Raw genomic sequence first — 18832 nt, 5'->3', positions numbered from 1 at the left:
CGGACCCTCATCCCTCCAAGAAGGAGCTTCGAATTGTCCCTACGCCTTCATGTCGTGACCGCGAGCACCCGGCCGGGTCGCATCGGACCGGTCGTTGCCGGCTGGTTCAAGGAACTCGCCGAGAAGCGGAACGCCTTCGACGTGCGCGGGGTCGACCTTGCCGACTATCGCCTGCCCGTGTTCGACGAGCCCAACCATCCCCGGTCTGGCAAGTACGAGAACGAGACCACCAGGCGCTGGAGCGAGGCGGTGGATTCGGCGGACGCCTATGTCTTCGTGACGCCCGAGTACAATCACGGCCCGACGCCGGCCCTGGTCAACGCGATGACCTTCCTCTCCAACGAGTGGGCGTACAAGCCGGCCGCCTTTGTCAGCTATGGCGGCATGTCGGGCGGGCGGCTCGGCGTCCAGGCCACCAAGCCGATGCTGAACACGCTGAAAATGGTGCCGCTGCTGGAGTCGGTGACGATTCCCATGGTGATGGAGCATGTCAGCGACGGTCGCTTCGCGCCGAATGAGGCCCACGTCGGAAGCGCGAACGCGGTGCTCGACGAGCTCCAGCGCTGGGCCGAGGCGCTGAGGCCGATGCGCGAGGCTGCCTGACGAGGTTGTCGTTGCCGGGCCGGGGTGCTTAGGCTGCCGTCATTGGCGGGGGACACATGCTGGCAGGCAAGCGCATCCTTCTAATCATCGGCGGCGGCGTCGCCGCGTTCAAGTCGCTCGACCTGATCCGGCGCCTGCGCGAGCGGGGCGCCGAGGTCACGCCAGTGCTGACGCGGGCGGCGGAGGAGTTCGTGACGCCGCTCAGCGTGGCGGCGCTGGCGGCGCGCAAGGTCCACCGCGATCTCTTCGACCTGACGGACGAGGCCGAGATGGGCCACATCGAGCTCAGCCGTGCCGCCGACCTCCTCGTGGTCGCCCCGGCGACGGCCAACCTCATGGGCAAGATGGCGGCGGGGCTCGCCGACGACCTCGCGTCGACGCTCCTGATGGCGACGGACAAGCGGGTGCTGCTGGCGCCGGCGATGAACGTGCGGATGTGGCAGCACCCGGCGACGCAGCGCAACCTGGCGACGCTGCGCGGCGACGGTGTGCGCTTTGCAGGGCCGGTGGACGGCGCGATGGCCTGCGGCGAGTTCGGGCCGGGACGCCTGGCGGAGGTGCCGGAGATCCTCGAGGCGATCGCGGCGGCGCTGGGCGAAGGGCCGCTTGCCGGCCGGCACGTCGTGGTGACGTCGGGGCCGACGCACGAGCCGATCGACCCGGTGCGCTACATCGCCAACCGCTCCTCCGGCATCCAGGGGACGGCGCTGGCGCGGGCGCTGGCCGGCCTTGGCGCGCGGGTAACCTTCGTCACCGGGCCCGCAACGGTGCCGCCACCCGAGGGGGTGCAGGTGATCCAGGTCGAGACGGCGCGCCAGATGCTTGAGGCGGTGCAGGGCGCGCTGCCGGCGGATGCGGCGGTCTGCGCCGCCGCGGTGGGCGACTGGCGCGCGGAGGCGGAGGCGGCGCAGAAGATTAAGAAGGCGGGCGCCGTGCCGCAGCTCGCGCTGGTCGAGAACCCGGACATTCTGGCGTCCGTGGCCCGGATGGAGGACGGCCGGCCCCGTCTGGTTATCGGCTTTGCCGCCGAGACCGAGAACGTCACGGAGAACGCCCGCGCGAAGCTGGCGCGGAAGGGCTGCGACTGGATCGTCGCCAACGACGTCTCGGCCTCGACAGGCGTGATGGGCGGGACGGAAAATGCGGTGACGCTGCTGACGCGGGAGGGCGAGGAGACCTGGCCGCGGGTGGCGAAGGAGGAGGTGGGACGCCGCCTCGCCGCGCGTATTGCAGTGGCGCTCGCATGAGGCCGGACGCAGGACCGGTGAGGGGGGGACGGCCCGGGCGGGCATCAAGCCTCCCCGTGCCGTGCGCGCAGATCCGCCCGCCGGGCCGCGGCGACGGGCGGCGGCGGTGACGCCGTGCGTGCTGCTTGTTCGGGAGCCGGGAGCGGACCCGGCAGTGGACTTGCCCGGCTATGCGACCGCCGGCGCGGCGGGCGCCGACGTCCGCGCGAACCTGCCGGAGGAAGAGCGGGCGGCGGGGCTGACGCTGGCGCCGATGGAGCGGCGGGTGGTGCCGACTGGCCTGCGCGTCGCGCTGCCCCAGGGATGGGAGATGCAGGTGCGGCCGCGCTCGGGGCTGGCGCGGGAGCATGGACTGACCCTGCTGAACACGCCGGGCACGATCGACGCGGACTACCGCGGTCCGCTCGGGGTTCTGGTGGTAAACTTCGGGCATGAGGCGGTGACGATCCGGCACGGCCAGCGGATCGCGCAGCTCGTCGTGGCGCCTGTGGCGCGGGCTGCGTTCGAACCAGTCGAGACGTTGGACGAGACGGCGCGCGGCGCCGGCGGCTTCGGCTCGACAGGCCGCGACTGATGGCGCTGGTCCTGGCGATGGCCGCGGCGATCTGGTTCGCGGGGCGACGGACTGGGGCGCCGGCCAACGCGCGCTGGCTGACGATCGCGCTGCTCTACGTGCTGGTGCTGGCACTGCAGGTGGCGCTGCCGGTGGGGCATCCGTTTCGGGAGGCGACGGGCGGATCGGCGGGCGAGTGGCTGGTGCTGGGCGGTCTCGGGGCCATCGTCTGGGCCTATACCCGCGGTCTCGCCCGCGTGCGGAGCCGGGTGCGGCCGGAGAATCGGCCGCGGCCGGCGACGTCCGGCACCTTTGGCGAGGGCGAGCTCGACCGCTACGCGCGCCACGTGGTGCTGCGCGAGATCGGCGGGCCGGGCCAGCGGCGGCTGAAGGAGGCGCGGGTCCTGGTGGTGGGCGCGGGCGGACTGGGGGCGCCGGCGCTGCAGTACCTGGCCGCGGCGGGTGTCGGCACGATCGGCGTGATCGACGGCGACGAGGTGGAGGCGACGAACCTGCAGCGGCAGGTGATCCACACCGACGAACGCATTGGAATGCCGAAAGTCTTCTCCGCAGAAGCCGCGATGCGGGCACTCAACCCCTACGTCGAGGTGCGGCCCTATCACCGGCGGCTGACGGAGGAGATCGCGGCGGAGCTGGTGGCGGACTACGACCTGATCCTAGACGGCACCGACCATTTTCCGACGCGCTTTCTGGTGAACCGCACGGCGGTGGCGGCGCGGAAACCGCTGGTCGCGGCGGCGCTGAGTCAGTGGGAGGGGCAGATCAGCCTCTATGAGCCTTCCGCCGAAAAGCCCTGTTATGAATGCATTTTTCCCGAGGCGCCGGCGCCGGGGCTGGCGCCGAGCTGCGCCGAGGCGGGGGTGCTGGGCCCGCTTCCTGGCGTGGTGGGCGCCTTGATGGCGGTCGAGGCGGTGAAGCGGATCACAGGAGCGGGCGAGACGCTGGCGGGACGGATGCTGATCTACGACGCGCTCTACGGCGAGACGCGGATCATCGCGCTCAGGCGGCGGCCGGACTGCCCGGTTTGCGGCGAGGCTTGATCGCCCCGCGACGGCGGCACTAGGGTTCGGCGATGCCCTGGAGCCGGAGTTTCCGCAGATGCTACGAACCCTCGCCCTCGCCGCGGCCTTGGCCGGATCGGTCGCCCAGGCGCAGGACCTGCCCGACCTCGGCGGGCAGGAGATCGCCGTTGCGGTCGAGAACGCCTACCCGCCGCTGCAGTTCGTCGACCCCGCGAGCGGCGAGGCGATCGGCTGGGAGTACGACGCGATGGCCGAGATCGCGGAGCGGCTCAACCTAGCGGTCGAGTACCAGCCGATCAGCTGGGACGCGATGATCCCCGCCGTGGCCGAGGGCCAGTACGACATGGGCATGACCGGCATCACCATCCGCGAGGACCGGGCCCAGGTCGTAGATTTCTCCGATCCTTACATGCGTTCGGAGATGGCGATGATGGTGCGCGGCGACGAGGAGCGGTTCGATGACGCCGAGGGCTTCGCGGCCAATGACGAGCTGCTCGTGGCGGCGCAGCCCGGCACGACGCCGTTCTACGTGGCGGTCTACGACGTGCTGGACGGCGACGAGCGGAATCCGCGCGTCCGTCTCTTCGAGACGTTCGGCGCGGGCGTGCAGGCGCTGCGAACCGGAGACGTGGACCTGGTGCTGACCGACGGCGTGGCGGCGCAGGGGTATGTCGACGCGTCCGACGGCGCGCTGAAGATCGTGGGAGAAAAGCTCGGAACGGAGAATTTCGGGTTCATCTTCCCGAAGGGGTCGGAGCTCGTCGCGCCGGTCGACGCGGCCATCGCGGCCATGCGCGCGGACGGCACGCTCGACGCCCTGAACCGCAAATGGTTCCTCGACTACAAGATGGGCGAGTGAGACGCGGACCGGGCCTGCGCCTGGCGTGAGGCAGGGACGACGGCGCACGGGCGCGACGGAGGAGCGCGGGGACTTTCCGTGGTGGCTGCTGGTCGCGGCGGCGCTCGCAGGCTGGTTCCTGTGGCGGATTGCGTCGGACGACGTCTATCGCCAGGTGCTGGCGACGCTTTCGCGCGGGATCTGGATCACCATCTTCGTGACGCTTGTGGCGTTCGGCGCGGCGTGCCTGATGGGGCTTGCGCTGGCGGCGGCGTCGCTTTCGCGGTGGCTGGTGCTGCGGCAGGTCGCGCGGTTCTGGACCGAGATCGTGCGCGGCGTGCCGATCCTGGTGCTCTTGCTCTACGTCGCATTCGTGCTCGCGCCAGCGCTGGTCGCGGCGTGGAACTGGGGGACCGGCCGGCTGGGGCTGGAGCCTGCGCAGACGCGGGACTTTCCGCTGCTCTGGCGGGCGGTGATGGCGCTGACGATCGGCTACTCGGCCTTTTTGGCCGAGGTGTTCCGGGCGGGCCTGATGTCGGTTCCGAAAGGGCAGGTGGAGGCGGCGGAGGCGTTGGGGCTGACCGGCTGGCAGCGATTCCGGCACGTGGTCTTTCCGCAGGCCTTCCGGACGATCCTGCCGCCGCTCGGCAACGACTTCGTCGCCATGATCAAGGATTCGTCGCTGGTTTCGGTGCTGGGGGTGCTGGACGTGACCCAACTCGGCAAGGTGACGGCGGCCGGCAATTTCCGCTACTTCGAAACCTACAACGTGGTGGCGCTCATCTACCTGACGATGACCGTGACGCTCTCGGTGCTGTTGCGGCGCCTGGAGGTGCGGCTCCGGCGATGAGGGGCGGCCGCCGCGGTGGGCATCGAACCCGCTGCGGCGGCCGCTTCGCGCGCAAAGCGGCGGGCGGCTGGCGCAGGACCGCACGACAGGCTAGCTCCGGATGGAGCAAAGCAGGAGCCAGCCCATGACGAACCCCCTTCTCGAGGACTGGGACACGCCGTACGGGGTGCCGCCGTTCGACCGGATCACCGACGACGACTTTCGGCCTGCATTCGACGCGGCGCTGGAGGAGGCGCGGGAGAATACCGCCGCCATCGCGATGGACCTCGCGCCGCCGGATTTCGCCAACACGATCGAGGCGATGGAGATGGCGGACGAGCGGCTGGGGCGGGTGCTGGCGCCGTTCTTCACGCTGGCCTCGACCGACTCGACGCCTGAGCGCGAGGCGATGCAGCGGGACTTCTCGCCGAGGCTGGCGGCCTATTCCTCGGAGGTGACGCGCAACCGGGCGCTCTTCCGGCGGATCGCCATGCTGTGGGAGGAGCGCGAGTCGCTGGACCTGACCGAGGAGCAGCGGCGCGTGCTCTACCTGACGCATCGCGGCTTCGTGCGATCGGGCGCGCGGCTGGAGGGCGAGCCCGCGGAGCGGCTGGCGGCGGTCAAGGAGCGGCTGGCGGTGCTGGGCACGCAGTTCACGCAGAACCTGCTGGCGGACGAGCGGTCCTGGTTCATGGAGCTCGGCGAGGGCGACCTCGAGGGGCTGCCGGACTTCGTGGTGCAGTCGGCGCGCGCGGCGGGCGAGGAGAAGGGGGTGGACGGGCCGGTGGTGACGCTGTCGCGCTCGCTGATCGTGCCGTTCCTGCAGTTCTCGCCCCGGCGCGAGTTGAGGCAGCGCGCTTACGAGGCGTGGACGAGCCGCGGGGCGAACGGCGGCGAGACCGACAACCGGGCGATCGCGGCGGAGATCCTGGCGCTGCGCGAGGAGCGGGCGAAGCTGCTCGGCTACGAGAGCTTCGCAGCCTACAAGCTCGAGACCGAGATGGCGAAGACGCCGGAGGCGGTGCGCGAGCTGCTGATGCGGGTGTGGGAGCCGGCGAAGGCGGCGGCGGAGGCCGACGCGGCGGTGCTAGAGCGGATGCTGCGCGACGACGGCGTCGAGGGCCGGCTGGAGCCTTGGGACTGGCGCTACTACGCGGAGAAGCGGCGGCAGGCGGAGCACGAACTCGACGAGACGGTGCTGAAACCGTACCTGCAGCTCGACCGGATGATCGAGGCGGCGTTCGCTGTGGCGGGGCGGCTCTTCGGGCTGGAGTTTGCGCCGGTCGACGTGCCGCTGCACCACCCGGATGCGCGGGCGTGGGACGTGACGCGCGACGGGGCGCACGTGGCGCTCTTCATCGGCGACTACTTCGCGCGGGGCGGCAAGCGGTCGGGCGCCTGGGCCACGACGCTGCGGTCCCAGCGCAAGCTCGGTGGCGCGAAGCGGCCGCTGGTGCTGAACGTCTGCAACTTCGCCAAGCCGCCGAAGGGCCGGCCGGCGCTGCTGAGCTGGGACGACGCGCGGACGCTGTTCCACGAGTTCGGCCACGCGCTGCACCAGATGCTGAGCGACGTGACCTACGAGAGCGTGAGCGGCACGAGCGTGGCGCGCGACTTCGTCGAGCTGCCGAGCCAGCTCTACGAGCACTGGCTGGAAGTGCCCGAGGTACTGGGCGAGTTCGCCACGCACGCGGAAATGGGGAAGCCGATGCCCGACGACCTGCGCGACCGGCTGCTCAAGGCGGCGACCTACGACATGGGGTTCCAGACGGTGGAGTACGTGGCGAGCGCGCTCGTCGACCTCGCGTTCCACGAGGGGGCGGCGCCGGCGGACCCGATGCAGCGGCAGGCCGACGTGCTCGATGAGCTCGGCATGCCGCACGCGATCCGGATGCGCCACGCGGCGCCGCACTTCGCCCACGTCTTCTCGGGCGACGGCTATTCGGCGGGCTACTACAGCTACATGTGGTCGGAGGTGATGGACGCCGACGCCTTTGCCGCCTTCGAGGAGGCGGGCGACGCGTTCGATCCGGAGACGGCGGAGAAGCTGGAGCGGTACATCCTGGCGGCGGGCGGGACGGACGAGGCGGACGCGCTCTACACGCGGTTCCGCGGGCGGATGCCGGGGGTCGAGCCGCTGCTGAAGGGGCGCGGTCTGCTAGAGACGATGACGCCGCCGCCGGGGCCGGTCTAGGCGCGCGGGTGCGGTCTGGCGCGGAGGGTCAGACCGGGTCCTTGTGGATGATGACGTCGGCGTTGGGGTAGGCCTCAATGATCTTGCGCTTGAGCGCGGCGCCGATGGCGTGCGCCTCGTCGAGCGTCTGGCCGCCTTCGAGCTCGATGTGGAGATTGACGAAGATCCGGCTGCCGGCGGTGCGGGTCTTGAGGTCGTGGAAGCCCTGGACGCCGGGGAAGTCCCGCGTCAGGGCCTTGACGCCGGAGACGACCTCGGGGTCGGCGCGGCGATCCATCAGCGCGTCCCAGGCGCCTGCGCCGATGCGGATGGCGCCGACGGCGAGGAAGGCGGCTGCGCCGAGGGCGACGACGCTGTCGAGCCGCTCGAGCCCGAAGGCGGCGGAGGCCCAGAGCGAGGCGATTCCGCCGAGGTTTGGCACGAGGTCGCCGAGGTAGTGCAGCGAATCCGCCTTGACCACGCGGCTGCCGGTGCGGAGCGCGACGTGGCGCTGCCATGCCAGCAGGGCGAGCGTCAGCAGGATCGAGAGCGTCAGCACGGCGATGCCGCGGCCTTGCGCGGCGAGCGGCGCGATCTCGAGCGACGCAAGGCGCAGGACGGCCGCCACCGCGATGGCGGCGGTGGAGACGAGGATGAAGGCGCTCTGGCCCAGCGCGGCGAGGTCCTCGGCCGAGCTGTGGCCGAAGGCGTGGTCCTCGTCCGGCGGGCGGGCAGCGTAGATCACGGCCGCGAGCCCGCCCAGCGACATCATCAGGTCGAGCGCGCTGTCGGCCAGCGCGACGGCCACGGACAATGCCTCGGTCTCGGCCAGCGCCCAGAGCTTGAGCGCGACGAGCGTGGCGGCGACACCAACTGACGCGAGGGTGGCGGATATGTTCAGGCGGGTCGCGCGGTCTGGCATGGCGCTGCGCTAGCGCCTGCGCCGCGCCTCATCAAGACATTCAGTCGCGCAATTCGCCCGGCTTGACGCCCCAGAGCGCGGACTTTGTCACCCAGCCGCTGCGGCCGCTGGCGGAGACGTTGCACCAGTCGGGCTGACACTCGCCGAGACGCGCGATGACGCCCTCCTCGGCCTTGGCGACGATCGGCGCGGCGGGATCGGGCCGCAGGCGGATCTCGGTTTCCGGTTCGTCGAGGACGACGGTGCGCACGCCGGAGAGTAGCGAGTAGTGCATCCAGCCGCCCGCGCCGTCGCGGTCGCGCACGCGGCGCCAGTGGCCGTACTCGCCGGTGACCTGGAGCGGCATGTCGCGGCGCACGAAGACCCAGTCGATCCGGTGGCTGAGCGAGGGGCCGCGGCGGGCGTTGCCCTCGGAAGTCTTGAGCGAGACAAAGCGAGGCATCGGCAGATTGGTGACTGGACCGCGGCCGCCGTTGCTCGACGCGGCCGCCTCGGCGTCGGGATCCGCCATGCCGGCCTCGGCATCGTCGACAGGGGCGTTCGGAGCCGCTTCGGTTTCTGCCTGCGCGGCCGGCGCCGGATCATCCGGTATGGCTGTCTCCTCCGCATGGCCGTCGGCGAAATACGCCAACGCCGCCGCGATCAGGAAAAGTGCCGCGCCCAATCCCTTGGTCATGTCCGCTCCGCCAGTGTCGCCGGGGTCTCATCGCTTGTGCGCCGCCCCGTTCCTTGCCAGTTTGCCACCCAAGCGGCGCCGGGAAAAGCAAGCGGGAGAAGTCGATGCCAACGCCACGGCTAAGTGTGGTCACCACGCGACGGTTGCCGGAAGCGGTCGAGACGCGGATGAGCGAGCTCTTCGACGCGCGCCTGCGCCAGGACGACACGCCGATGAGTCGCGAGGCGCTGGCCGAGGCAATGCGCACCGCAGACGTGCTGGTGCCGACGATCACCGACCGGATCGATTCGAGCCTGCTGGCGCAGGCGACCGACCGCCTGAAGCTGATCGCGAACTACGGCGCGGGCATTGACAACATCGACGTGGCGACGGCGCGGCAGCGCGGCATCCTCGTGACCAACACGCCGGGCGTGGTCACCGACGACACCGCCGACATGGCGCTGGCGCTGATCCTAGCCGTGACGCGGCGCATTCCCGAGGGCCTGGCGGTGATGCAGCAGGGAATCTGGGAGGGCTGGGCGCCGACGGCGTTCCTGGGCGGGCGGCTCGGCGGGCGGCGGCTCGGCATCCTCGGCATGGGGCGGATCGGCCAGGCGGTGGCGCGGCGGGCGCGGGCGTTCGGGATGCAGATCCACTATCACAACCGCCGGCGGCTGAGGCCGGAGGTGGAGGAGCCGCTCGAGGCGACCTACTGGGAGAGCTTCGACCAGATGCTGTCGCGCGTCGACATCCTGTCGATCAACGCGCCGCACACGCCGGCCACGTTTCACCTGCTGAACGCGCGGCGGCTCAAGCTGATGAAGCCGTCGGCGGTGGTCGTGAACACGTCGCGGGGCGAGGTGGTGGACGAGAATGCGCTGACGCGGGCGCTGCGTGCGGAGGAGATCGCGGGCGCCGGCCTCGACGTCTACGAGCACGGGCGGAACATCAATCCGCGCCTGCGCGAGCTCAGGAACGTGGTGCTGCTGCCGCACATGAGCTCGGCCACGCGCGAGGGCCGGGCCGAGATGGGCGAGAAGGTCATCATCAACATCAAGACGTTCGCCGACGGCCACCGTCCGCCGGACCTCGTGGTGCCGTCGATGCTCTGACGCCCCGAAGGGCGAGCCAGAGCGCAAGCGACAGCTCGGCCGCGAGCGGGACGACGTAGAGCGGCATGAGCGCGGGCGCGAGGTCGGGCGCGAGGATGCGGGTCACGCTGCCCGTCAGGTAGACCAGCCCCGCCGCCACGAGGCCGTGGCCCAGCAGCCGCAGGATGAAGTCGGAGCACGCGATCAGTCGACCGAGCAGCAGGCAGGCGACGCCGAAGAATACGAGCCCGAAGTCGTAGCCGAAGGACTGCGCCTCGAGCGCGAAGAGCGTCAGCTGCTCCGCCGGCAGCCCGCTGCGGAAGGGCTCGGCATGGAGCAGGAGGACGGCGTGCTGAAGCAGGAGGTTGGCCGCCAGCACGGCGTCCATCGTCAGCCGGAACGCCGCCGCGAGGAGCGCGAGCGTGTGGCCTGCCGGGCGCAGCAGCAGGTAGAGGAGCACCGCGAGCGCGACATCGGCGCAGAGCATCGCAGTGTCGGCGAGGAAGCCGAGGCGCAGGCGCAATTCGGCCGCGGCCACGTTGGCGGCGGTCTGCGCCGCGTCGCCGGGTGCGAGAACGGCGGATCGGACGCCAAGTTCGCCGAAGAGACCCAGCGCAATTATCGCGAGATAAAGCGCGCCGGCGATGCGGGCGCGGGTGGCGGCGGATGGCGGTGCGGGCGTGCGCGTGCGGTCCGTCATCCGGCGAGCCTAGCGCGTCTTTCCGCCGAATGGGAACTGCGGAACGGGCGCCGGGACCCTCGGCCTGCGCCAAGCGTTGTCTCCCCATCAGCCTGAGAGGCGAAAGGAGACGAGCCATGAACTGGGATCAGATCAAGGGTCAGTGGAAGCAACTGCGCGGCAGCGCCCGCGAGCAGTGGGGCGAACTGACGGACGACGACCTCGATCGTGCGGCGGGCGACCGCGAGCAACTCGAGGGCCGCATCCAGGAGCGCTACGGTCGCACCAAGGACGAGGCGCGCCGCGAGGTCGACGATTGGGCGGCGCGGCACTGAAATTGATAGGGGTCGGCACGTCCGGCCCCTACGCCTGCACGAGGAACGGCGTCGGAAAGACGTGCTCCTCGAGGTTTGCCCCAGGCCCGATGTAGTCGACGACGGCAAAGAGGCCGGGGGCATGGAGCGGCGTGAGGACGCCGTGCCAGACATTCCTGAGAATATTGACGCCTTGGCCCGGCGCGGTGAGAAACGCGCGCGGGAGGCCGGGCGTGCCGTCTTCGTCGGGGGCGACGGTGACGAGGAACGGGTGCTGTGTCATCGGCAGGAAGGCCTGCGACCCTTCCGGGTGCCGCTCCACCATGTCGAGACGGTAGGGCAGAACACGCGGCTCGGCATTGAAGATGCTGATGCCGGCCCGGCCGCCGCCGAAGTCAAGCCGGGCGCGGTCGTTCCACCGCCCGCAGAGACCGGCGTTGATGAGTCGGTCGGGTTCGTCGGACGCCTCCAGCACGTCCCCGAAGGGCGCGAAGCCGACCGCGGTCAATGGCGCGGCGCTGATTGTCATGCCCGGCGGGGAGAGGCGGGCCTCCGCAGGCAGCCCGTTGGGCCGCCCTTGTCGTGCCGCGCGCGTCGGTGACGCGCAGGACCGGCCGCGAGGGCGTCGCGGACAATCATGGCAGCAGCTCGCGGAGACGTAGCTCGGCGATGCGCTCGACCTGACGGAAGGCCTCGGTCACCTCGCGCGCGCGGTCATTCTCGAGCCGGCGCTCGAAGGCGGCGAGGATTCCGCGCTTGTCGTGGTCGCGGACGGCGATGATGAAGGGGAAGCCGAAGCGTTCGGTGTAGGCGGTGTTGAGCCGCTCGAACGTCGCGCGCTCGGCGTCGGTGAGGGCGTCGAGGCCGGCCGACGCCTGCTCGGCGGTGGAGGCGTCGGTCAGGCGGCGGGCGGCGGCGAGCCTGCCAGCGAGGTCAGGGTGCGCGCGCAGGACCTCCAGCCGGCGCGCCTCGTCCGCGCTGCGGAAGGCGCGCGTCATCGCGGCGTGCAGGCCGGTGGCGGTGTCATGCGCGGGACCAAGCTCGAGCGCCCATGCTTCCTCGGCGACCCAGGGCGAGTGCTCGAAGATGTCGCCGTAGGCCGCCACGAACGCGTCGCGGTCGAGGGCGCTTGGCTGTGGCCGCTCGGCCGGAGGATGGCGCGTGGTCCAGTGGCGCGCGATATCGATGCGCCGGGCGAACCAGACGCCCTTGTGGGCGCGGGCATGGTCGAGGAACCGCCGCAGCGCCAGCACCCGGCCCGGCCGGCCGGCGAGGCGGCAGTGCAGGCCGATGGAGAGCATCCGCCCGCCCTCCTCGTAGAGGCAGTCGAAGCTGTCGCGGAGGTAGCTCTCGAACTGGTCGCCCGAGTTAAATCCCTGCGGTGTCGCGAAGCGCATGTCGTTGGCGTCGAGCGTGTAGGGAACGATGAGCTGGTCGCGCGTCCCGATCCGCATCCAGTAGGGCAGGTCGTCGGCGTAGCTGTCGGCGATGTATTCCATCCCCTGCTCGGCGGCGAGGCGGACGGAGTTCATCGAGCACCGGCCGGTGTACCAGCCGGCGGGCCGCGCGCCCGTCACCTGCGCGTGCAGGCGGATCGCCTCCTGGATCTGGCGGCGCTCCTCGGCCTCGTCCATGTCCTTGTGCTCAATCCACTTCAGGCCGTGGCTGGCGATCTCCCAGTCAGCGTCCTGCATTGCGCGCACCTGTGAGGGCGCGCGGGCGAGGGCGGTGGCCACGCCGAAGACGGTCGCGGGCACGCCGCGCCGGGTCAGCAGGCGGTGCAGGCGCCAGAAGCCGGCGCGGGCGCCGTATTCGTAGATCGACTCCATGTTCCAGTGGCGCTGGCCGGGCCAGGGCGCGGCGCCGACGATCTCGGAGAGGAACGCCTCGGACGCCGCGTCGCCGTGCAGGACATTGTTCTCGCCGCCTTCTTCGAAGTTGACGACGATCTGCACCGCGATGCGTGCGCCGCCGGGCCAGTCTGCCTTCGGCGGCACGGGGCCGTAGCCGTGGAGGTCGCGCGGGTATCGGTTCATGGCGCTTTTGTCGGGCGCGTCGCGCTGCGTTGCAAGGACGGTCTGCTCGCTGGGCAGCCTGCGCCTTGTGAGCCAGAGTCCTCCTCGGTCGAGACCTCTCTCAGCCGAAACGGCAGGACGAGATCCAAGACGCTCGCGAGGATCGCCGCAGGCAGGAGCCTGCCGGCTGGCCAAGATAATCGCCGGCGCGACCTTCGACAGGAACTTCGCCATGACCTGCTGTCTGCCCAGCGGTACCGCCTAGAGGAGCGGCGTGACATTCAGACCCGCAGCTGGTCCTGCGTTCAGGTCGTGGCGTCGCGGGGCCGTGCAGGGCTGTCCGGCCGTTTGCCAGCCAGTCTCTCCCGCTGTAGATCGGCATCGGCATCGTGAGGCGTGCGAGGACGGGGCTGCCGTGGCGGTCGTGTCTGCGCAAGTTCCGGGCCGCATGGCTCATGGGAGGGCGGAATGGCGGGATTTCTGACGACGCACGTATTGGATACCGCGAAGGGGGTGCCGGCGGCGGGCATCCGCGTCACGCTCTATCGGCTGGACGGAGCGGAACGTACAAGGCTGGCGGAGGCGGTCACCAACGATGACGGTCGCACGGACGCGCCGATCCTCGGCCGCGAGGACTTTGCGACCGGCAGCTACGAGCTCGAGTTCGCGGCGGGCGACTATCTGCGCGAGACGGGGCAGACGGGGGCAATGCCGCCCTTCCTCGACGTGGTGCCGATCCGCTTTGGCATCAGTGACGGCGAGAGCCACTATCACGTGCCGCTGCTGATCTCCCCCTTCGGCTATTCGACCTACCGGGGCAGCTGATGGGCGAGGCCGCGATCATCTGGGAGTGGATCGGCTTTGCCGTCCGCTGGACGCACGTCATCGTGGCGATCGCGTGGATCGGCTCGTCGTTCTACTTCATCGCGCTGGACTTGGGCCTGAGGAAGGCGCCGGACCTGCCGCAGGGCGTGCATGGCGAGGAGTGGCAGGTCCACGGCGGCGGCTTCTACCACATCCGCAAGTACCTTGTGGCGCCCGAGGCGATGCCGGAGCATCTGACCTGGTTCAAGTGGGAGAGCTATTCGACCTGGCTGACCGGCGCGGCGCTGCTGATGATCGTCTACTGGGTGGGGGCGGAGCTCTACCTGATCGACCGGGCGAAGGCGGACCTCGCTGTCTGGCAGGCGATCGGGATCTCGGCGGCGTCGCTCGCGGTCGGCTGGCTCGCCTACGACGCGCTCTGCCGCTCGCGCCTCGGGCACCGGCCGACGGGGCTGCTGCTGCTGCTCTTCGGGCTGATCGTCGTGATCGCCTGGGGCTATGCGCAGGTCTTCACCGGGCGGGCGGCGCTGCTGCATCTGGGTGCGCTGACCGCTACGATCATGTCGGCGAACGTGTTCCTGGTGATCATCCCGAACCAGACGGTGGTGGTGGCGGACCTGAAGGCGGGGCGGACGCCGGACCCGGAGTTCGGGCGGATCGCCAAGCTGCGCTCGACGCACAACAACTACCTGACGCTGCCGGTGCTGTTCCTGATGCTGTCGAACCACGCGCCGCTGGCCTTCGCGACCGAGTGGAACTGGCTGATCGCCAGCCTCGTGTTCCTGATGGGCGTCACGATCCGCCACTGGTTCAACACCCGGCACGCGCGGGCGGGCTCGCCGCACTGGACCTGGGCGGCGACGGCGGTAATCTTCGTGCTGATAATGTGGCTCTCGACCGCGCCCGACGCGCTCGATGCGAGCGCCGAGGCGGGGTCGGGGGCGCGGAGGTTCGCCGAAGCGGAGGGTTTCGCCGAGGTGCACGCGATCGTGCAGGGGCGCTGCTCGATGTGCCATGCGGCCGAGCCGTTCTGGGACGGCATCCACCGCGCGCCGAAGGGCGTGGTGCTGGAGAGCGAGGCAGACCTCGCCCGTCAGGCGCGGCAGGTCTATCTGCAGTCGGCGCTGAGCCACGCGATGCCGCCGGCGAACGTCAGCTACATGGAGCCGGAGGAGCGGGCGGCGATCCGCGACTGGTACCGCGCCGCGACCGCGTCGCGCGGGCCGTGACGGAGGGCGCGCGAAGCGGGGCATCGAACCCCGCTCCGCGCGGCCTTCGGCGGCCCTCCGGCGGGCGGTCGCGATGCGCGGGCCGCGCGCCGGTGGCGGGTCAGGGGATCACGACCTCGTCGGCACGCACCATGCCGAGCACGCTGCGGGCCTGTTCGTCGAGCAGGTCGAGGTCAAGGAAGTCGTCCGAGAGCCGGCGCGCCTTGTTCGTCATCAGCGCCACGTCAACGCGCAGCCGGTCGCGCTCGGCGGTCAGAGCCTCGGCCTCGGCCTCGATCTGGAGCCGCCGGAAGAGGCCGTAGTCGCCCTGGACGCTGGCGAAGGTGAAGTAGAGCCCGAGCATCACCGTCCCCGTGAGGAAGACCAGCGGACCCAGACCTGATGTCTTGCGGTTCATGCGCGCCTCTCGTTCCGCCTCTCGACCGGGCGGTTTGGCCCGCACTCTGCACGAAGGCGTCCGCGCCGGAAACCGCCCGCACGGCAAGGGCGGCCGGGTGAGGCAAGGCGGCATCACCCGCACTGCACCGGCTCTCGCCCGAAGCCGCGCGGCGCGGTAGCATCGGCCGATGATCGCGCCCTCGACAGAGCTTCCGACGCACCGGGTCGAGAACCAGCCCGAGCCGCGGGCCGACGGGCCGCTCTGGCAGGCGGATGCGCGGCTGCGCGAGGCGGCGACGCGGACGCGCTCGCGGCCTACGCCCCGAAACTCGGCGCCGCGGAGACGCGCGAGGCGGGGCGGGAGGCGAACCGGCATCCGCCGCTCAAGGACATGCTCGGCAACCGGGCCAACGCCTCGGCGGAGATCGAGTACGAGGGCGCGCTGGCGCACCGCATCGGCGACGAGGGGCGCGGCGTGGCGACGATCCTGCAGATGGCGCACCACACGCGGCTCGACACCGCGCTGGCGCCGGCGACGCTGATGCGCGCGGCGCTGGCGGAGGCGGTCTGGTGGTGCGAAGGGCGGACGGCGCTCCAGCGCCGGCTGATCGACCAGCCGCTGATGCGGACGGTGCTGGCCGACCTCGCGCTCGACGTCGAGGGGGCGGTGGCGCTGGGGTTCCGCGTGGCCGCGGCGTTCGACGCCGGCGAGCGGGCGTTTGCGCGGGTGGCGGTGGTGCTGGCCAAATACCTCAACAACAAGCGCTGCCCGGTGGTCACGTACGAGGCGATGGAGGTTCTGGGCGGCATGGGTTACGTCGAGGACACGCCGATGCCGATGCTCTACCGCGAGGCGCCGCTCAACGGTATCTGGGAAGGGTCGGGCAACGTGATCTGCCTCGACATCCTCAGGACGCTGGCGCGCGATCCGGCGGCGGCGGCGCTCGAGGCCGAACTCGGCGCCGTGCGCGGTGCGTCCCGCGACTATGGCCGGCCGCTTGACGACCACAGGGCGCGCTGGCCGCAGCCGCCGTCCGAGGCGGGGGCGCGACTCTTCGTGGAGCGCAGCGCCACTCTGCTCGCGGCGTCGCAACTCCTGCACCATGCGCCGGCGCTGGTGGCCGAACCTACGTCATCGGGCGGCTGGAAGAACGCGGTCTCACCACGGGTGCGGTATCCGGCCTCGACGTCACGGCGACCCTCTCGCGCCTCGCGGGCGCCTAGCTGCCTTCCGCCAACCCGACCGCCTGCATGGCGTCGGCGCGATGGGCGATGTGGTCAAAGTCGCCGCGGATTGCCTTCAGCGCATAGCGCTCCTGCTCGATCTCGATGGCGGTGCGGAAGCCGAGTCGGCGCAGCACCGGCAGGGGCGGGCACCAGCCCTGCAGCGCGTGCTGCAGCAAGAACGCGAGGACACCGGCGGAGAGGCCGAGCCAGCGCCGGTCGTGGGTCAGGCCCAGCACCACGCCCGCCAGCGCGAGGCTCGACGCGTTCGCCTCGAGCGTGCGCTCGATATCCCACTCCCGGTCGAGTTCGCGCAGGCGGCGCCCGATCTCGTGCGGGTGGTCGTAGTAGTAGCCGATGCGCCGTTCGGTCTCCCACCGGATGCGGTGGCTGATGTCGGCGCCGGTCTGGCTGGACACGCGGGTCGCGCTTTCGGCGAACATGGCGCATCTCCCTCCCATGAAACGTCACGGGCAGAACCACGGCGGAGGGCCGGAGTTCCGGGCCATGGATCGCCGGCCGCGGCTGCGCTAGTCCTCTCAAGGGTTGAGCGAGGCGGGCATGGACGCGTACGACTACATCATAGCGGGCGCCGGATCGGCCGGATCGGTATTGGCGAACCGGCTGAGCGAGGACCCCGACGTGCGGGTCCTGGTGCTGGAGGCCGGCGGGCGCGACAACTGGATCTGGTTCCATGTCCCCGTGGGCTACCTCTTCGCGATCGGCAATCCGCGCGCCGACTGGTGCTTTCGCACGGTGGAGGAGCCGGGGCTGAACGGCCGGGCGCTGAGCTATCCGCGCGGCAAGGTACTGGGCGGCTCGTCGGCGATCAACGCGATGATCTACATGCGCGGGCAGGCGGCGGACTACGACCACTGGCGGCAGCTCGGCCTCAACGGCTGGGGCTGGGATGACGTGCTGCCGGTCTTCAAGGCGCAGGAGGACTTTTACGCCGGCGCATCCGAGTTCCATGGCGCGGGCGGCCCGTGGCGGGTGGAGCCGCCGCGCGTCTCGTGGCCGATCCTCGACCGCTATCGAGACGCCTGTGCGGAGGTGGGCATCCCGCGGACGGAGGACTTCAACACCGGCGACAACGAGGGCAGCGGCTATTTCCCGGTGAACCAGCGGCGCGGGCAGCGCTGGTCGGCGGCGCGCGGCTTCATCCGGCCGGCGATGTCGCGCCCGAACCTGACGGTGGAGACGGGCTGCCTCGTTGACCGCGTCGGATTCGACGGCCGCCGTGCCGAGCGCATCGACTGGATTCAGGAGGGCGCACGGCGGAGCGCGCGGGCGCGGCGCGAGATCATCCTGGCGTCCGGCAGCATCGGATCAGTGCAGATCCTGCAGCGCTCGGGCATCGGCGCGGCGGAGACGCTGCACCGGCTGGGGATCGAGGTGGTGGCCGACCGGCCCGGCGTGGGGCGCAACCTGCAGGACCATCTGCAGCTCAGGCTGATCTACAAGGTCACCGGCGCGCGGACGCTGAACGAGACCTACTGGAACCTCGCGCGGCGCGCCTGGATGGGGGTGGACTATGCGTTGCGCCGGCGCGGGCCGCTGACGATGGCGCCGTCGCAGCTCGGCGTCTTCGCCCGCTCGGGCGAGGACGTGGAGCGGGCGGACCTGGAGTTCCACGTCCAGCCGCTCTCGCTCGACAAGTTCGGTGAGCCGCTGCACCGCTTTCCCGCGATCACCTCGAGCGTCTGCAACCTCCGGCCGGAGAGCCGGGGGCATGTGAGCATCACCTCGCCCGACCCCGAGGCGGCGCCGGAGATCGCGCCGAACTACCTCTCGACCGACCGGGACAGGGAGATCGCGGCGCGGTCCATCCGGCTAGCCCGCCGCATCGCCGCCGCCCCGGCGCTGGCCGCGTACCGCCCGGTCGAGCACCTGCCGGGGCCGGAGGTGGGCGACGACGACGCGGCGCTGGCGCGGGCGGCGGGCGACATCGGCACGACCATCTTTCATCCGGTGGGCACGGCGAAGATGGGGCTGGAGAGCGACCCGATGGCGGTGGTGGACGAGCGGCTGCGCGTCTTCGGGGTGGAGGGGCTGCGGGTGGTGGACGCCTCGGTGATGCCGACCATCGTCAGCGGCAACACCAACACGCCCACGATCATGATCGCTGGCAAGGCCGCCGGCATGATCCTGGAGGACAACCGCCCGCCGCGGTAGGGCCCTTCTCCGGTCCGTCGGCCCGCGGTATCCTCCAGC

General features: G+C 71.0%; 19 protein-coding genes and 1 pseudogene. 13 read left to right on the top strand and 7 right to left on the bottom strand.

Annotated features, from left to right (window positions below):
* Window positions 1-33 precede the first annotated feature (33 nt).
* From JM664_RS12260 to JM664_RS12230, 7 genes are all read left to right on the top strand, one after another.
* A complete protein-coding gene (locus JM664_RS12260; protein ID WP_227420215.1) occupies window positions 34-603 on the top strand; it encodes an NADPH-dependent FMN reductase in 570 nt (189 codons plus the stop codon).
* Window positions 604-659: 56 nt separating this feature from the next.
* Window positions 660-1850 (top strand): bifunctional phosphopantothenoylcysteine decarboxylase/phosphopantothenate--cysteine ligase CoaBC, encoded by a 1191-nt coding sequence (gene coaBC, locus JM664_RS12255; protein ID WP_227420214.1) that lies wholly within the window; start codon window positions 660-662, stop codon window positions 1848-1850.
* Window positions 1851-1956: 106 nt separating this feature from the next.
* Window positions 1957-2424 (top strand): dUTP diphosphatase, encoded by a 468-nt coding sequence (dut, locus tag JM664_RS12250; protein ID WP_227420449.1) that lies wholly within the window; start codon window positions 1957-1959, stop codon window positions 2422-2424.
* Window positions 2424-3464: a HesA/MoeB/ThiF family protein gene (locus JM664_RS12245; RefSeq protein WP_227420213.1), complete on the top strand. Its 1041-nt coding sequence runs from the start codon at window positions 2424-2426 to the stop codon at window positions 3462-3464. The genes dut and JM664_RS12245 overlap by 1 nt, the downstream gene beginning before the upstream one ends.
* Before the next feature lie 58 nt (window positions 3465-3522).
* Complete coding sequence (locus tag JM664_RS12240) at window positions 3523-4305, top strand: transporter substrate-binding domain-containing protein (RefSeq protein ID WP_227420212.1); 783 nt, start codon at window positions 3523-3525, stop codon at window positions 4303-4305.
* Between the two features lie 25 nt (window positions 4306-4330).
* Window positions 4331-5134 (top strand): amino acid ABC transporter permease, encoded by an 804-nt coding sequence (locus tag JM664_RS12235; protein ID WP_227420211.1) that lies wholly within the window; start codon window positions 4331-4333, stop codon window positions 5132-5134.
* 124 nt (window positions 5135-5258) lie between these two features.
* Window positions 5259-7307: a M3 family metallopeptidase gene (locus JM664_RS12230; RefSeq protein ID WP_227420210.1), complete on the top strand. Its 2049-nt coding sequence runs from the start codon at window positions 5259-5261 to the stop codon at window positions 7305-7307.
* 28 nt (window positions 7308-7335) lie between these two features.
* Here the strand turns inward: JM664_RS12230 and JM664_RS12225 are convergent, their stop codons facing one another.
* Together JM664_RS12225 and JM664_RS12220 are read right to left on the bottom strand one after the other, a co-directional pair.
* Complete coding sequence (locus tag JM664_RS12225; protein WP_227420209.1) at window positions 7336-8208, bottom strand: cation diffusion facilitator family transporter; 873 nt, start codon at window positions 8206-8208, stop codon at window positions 7336-7338.
* Window positions 8209-8248: 40 nt separating this feature from the next.
* The gene (locus tag JM664_RS12220; protein WP_406675797.1) at window positions 8249-8884 is read right to left on the bottom strand and encodes an SH3 domain-containing protein; all 636 of its coding nucleotides are present in this window, start codon (window positions 8882-8884) and stop codon (window positions 8249-8251) included.
* A gap of 104 nt (window positions 8885-8988) precedes the next feature.
* Between JM664_RS12220 and JM664_RS12215 the strand changes: the two genes are divergently transcribed.
* Window positions 8989-9975: a 2-hydroxyacid dehydrogenase gene (locus JM664_RS12215; protein ID WP_227420208.1), complete on the top strand. Its 987-nt coding sequence runs from the start codon at window positions 8989-8991 to the stop codon at window positions 9973-9975.
* On the opposite strand, the gene JM664_RS12210 is transcribed toward JM664_RS12215, so the two are convergent.
* Window positions 9917-10654 carry a DUF4386 domain-containing protein gene (locus tag JM664_RS12210; protein ID WP_227420207.1) on the bottom strand — a complete coding sequence of 246 codons (738 nt, stop codon included), beginning with the start codon at window positions 10652-10654 and terminating at the stop codon, window positions 9917-9919. The two genes, JM664_RS12215 and JM664_RS12210, sit on opposite strands and share 59 nt — an antisense overlap.
* 116 nt (window positions 10655-10770) lie before the next feature.
* Between JM664_RS12210 and JM664_RS12205 the strand changes: the two genes are divergently transcribed.
* On the top strand, window positions 10771-10968 hold the full coding sequence (locus JM664_RS12205; RefSeq protein WP_227420206.1) for a CsbD family protein: 198 nt from the start codon (window positions 10771-10773) through the stop codon (window positions 10966-10968).
* 28 nt (window positions 10969-10996) lie between these two features.
* Here the strand turns inward: JM664_RS12205 and JM664_RS12200 are convergent, their stop codons facing one another.
* Together JM664_RS12200 and puuE are read right to left on the bottom strand one after the other, a co-directional pair.
* Window positions 10997-11476 (bottom strand): ureidoglycolate lyase, encoded by a 480-nt coding sequence (locus JM664_RS12200; protein ID WP_227420205.1) that lies wholly within the window; start codon window positions 11474-11476, stop codon window positions 10997-10999.
* Window positions 11477-11582: 106 nt separating this feature from the next.
* Window positions 11583-12983, bottom strand: a complete 1401-nt coding sequence (gene puuE / locus JM664_RS12195; protein ID WP_227420204.1) for an allantoinase PuuE — start codon at window positions 12981-12983, stop codon at window positions 11583-11585.
* Window positions 12984-13430: 447 nt separating this feature from the next.
* Between puuE and uraH the strand changes: the two genes are divergently transcribed.
* A complete protein-coding gene (uraH, locus tag JM664_RS12190) occupies window positions 13431-13787 on the top strand; it encodes a hydroxyisourate hydrolase (RefSeq protein ID WP_227420203.1) in 357 nt (118 codons plus the stop codon).
* Complete coding sequence (locus tag JM664_RS12185; protein ID WP_227420202.1) at window positions 13787-15016, top strand: urate hydroxylase PuuD; 1230 nt, start codon at window positions 13787-13789, stop codon at window positions 15014-15016. The genes uraH and JM664_RS12185 overlap by 1 nt, the downstream gene beginning before the upstream one ends.
* A 100-nt stretch (window positions 15017-15116) precedes the next feature.
* Here the strand turns inward: JM664_RS12185 and JM664_RS12180 are convergent, their stop codons facing one another.
* Window positions 15117-15413: a septum formation initiator family protein gene (locus JM664_RS12180; protein ID WP_227420201.1), complete on the bottom strand. Its 297-nt coding sequence runs from the start codon at window positions 15411-15413 to the stop codon at window positions 15117-15119.
* A 330-nt stretch (window positions 15414-15743) separates the two neighbouring features.
* On the opposite strand from JM664_RS12180, the pseudogene JM664_RS12175 reads away from it, so the two are divergent.
* Window positions 15744-16618 (top strand): annotated as a pseudogene (locus JM664_RS12175) (acyl-CoA dehydrogenase family protein); the annotation flags it as partial.
* Here JM664_RS12175 and JM664_RS12170 read toward each other — a convergent pair.
* Window positions 16615-17061, bottom strand: a complete 447-nt coding sequence (locus JM664_RS12170) for a DUF2892 domain-containing protein (protein ID WP_227420200.1) — start codon at window positions 17059-17061, stop codon at window positions 16615-16617. The pseudogene JM664_RS12175 and the gene JM664_RS12170 sit on opposite strands and share 4 nt — an antisense overlap.
* 118 nt (window positions 17062-17179) lie before the next feature.
* Here JM664_RS12170 and JM664_RS12165 point away from each other — a divergent pair, with 118 nt between their 5' ends.
* Window positions 17180-18793, top strand: a complete 1614-nt coding sequence (locus JM664_RS12165) for a GMC family oxidoreductase (protein WP_227420199.1) — start codon at window positions 17180-17182, stop codon at window positions 18791-18793.
* Window positions 18794-18832: the final 39 nt, after the last annotated feature.

The organism is Roseitranquillus sediminis (assembly GCF_016918935.1).
GTDB lineage: Bacteria > Pseudomonadota > Alphaproteobacteria > Rhodobacterales > Rhodobacteraceae > Roseitranquillus > Roseitranquillus sediminis.
This window is presented reverse-complemented; position numbering and strand designations above follow the sequence as displayed.

Bases quoted from the DNA above. Each gene is read 5' to 3' on its own strand.
- coaBC (WP_227420214.1), top strand. From the start codon at position 660: ATGCTGGCAGGCAAGCGCATCCTTCTAATCATCGGCGGCGGCGTCGCC.
- JM664_RS12245 (WP_227420213.1), top strand. From the start codon at position 2,424: ATGGCGCTGGTCCTGGCGATGGCCGCGGCGATCTGGTTCGCGGGGCGA.
- JM664_RS12240 (WP_227420212.1), top strand. From the start codon at position 3,523: ATGCTACGAACCCTCGCCCTCGCCGCGGCCTTGGCCGGATCGGTCGCC.
- JM664_RS12230 (WP_227420210.1), top strand. From the start codon at position 5,259: ATGACGAACCCCCTTCTCGAGGACTGGGACACGCCGTACGGGGTGCCG.
- JM664_RS12225 (WP_227420209.1), bottom strand. From the start codon at position 8,208: ATGCCAGACCGCGCGACCCGCCTGAACATATCCGCCACCCTCGCGTCA.
- JM664_RS12220 (WP_406675797.1), bottom strand. From the start codon at position 8,884: ATGACCAAGGGATTGGGCGCGGCACTTTTCCTGATCGCGGCGGCGTTG.
- JM664_RS12215 (WP_227420208.1), top strand. From the start codon at position 8,989: ATGCCAACGCCACGGCTAAGTGTGGTCACCACGCGACGGTTGCCGGAA.
- JM664_RS12210 (WP_227420207.1), bottom strand. From the start codon at position 10,654: ATGACGGACCGCACGCGCACGCCCGCACCGCCATCCGCCGCCACCCGC.
- JM664_RS12205 (WP_227420206.1), top strand. From the start codon at position 10,771: ATGAACTGGGATCAGATCAAGGGTCAGTGGAAGCAACTGCGCGGCAGC.
- JM664_RS12200 (WP_227420205.1), bottom strand. From the start codon at position 11,476: ATGACAATCAGCGCCGCGCCATTGACCGCGGTCGGCTTCGCGCCCTTC.
- puuE (WP_227420204.1), bottom strand. From the start codon at position 12,983: ATGAACCGATACCCGCGCGACCTCCACGGCTACGGCCCCGTGCCGCCG.
- uraH (WP_227420203.1), top strand. From the start codon at position 13,431: ATGGCGGGATTTCTGACGACGCACGTATTGGATACCGCGAAGGGGGTG.
- JM664_RS12185 (WP_227420202.1), top strand. From the start codon at position 13,787: ATGGGCGAGGCCGCGATCATCTGGGAGTGGATCGGCTTTGCCGTCCGC.
- JM664_RS12180 (WP_227420201.1), bottom strand. From the start codon at position 15,413: ATGAACCGCAAGACATCAGGTCTGGGTCCGCTGGTCTTCCTCACGGGG.
- JM664_RS12170 (WP_227420200.1), bottom strand. From the start codon at position 17,061: ATGTTCGCCGAAAGCGCGACCCGCGTGTCCAGCCAGACCGGCGCCGAC.
- JM664_RS12165 (WP_227420199.1), top strand. From the start codon at position 17,180: ATGGACGCGTACGACTACATCATAGCGGGCGCCGGATCGGCCGGATCG.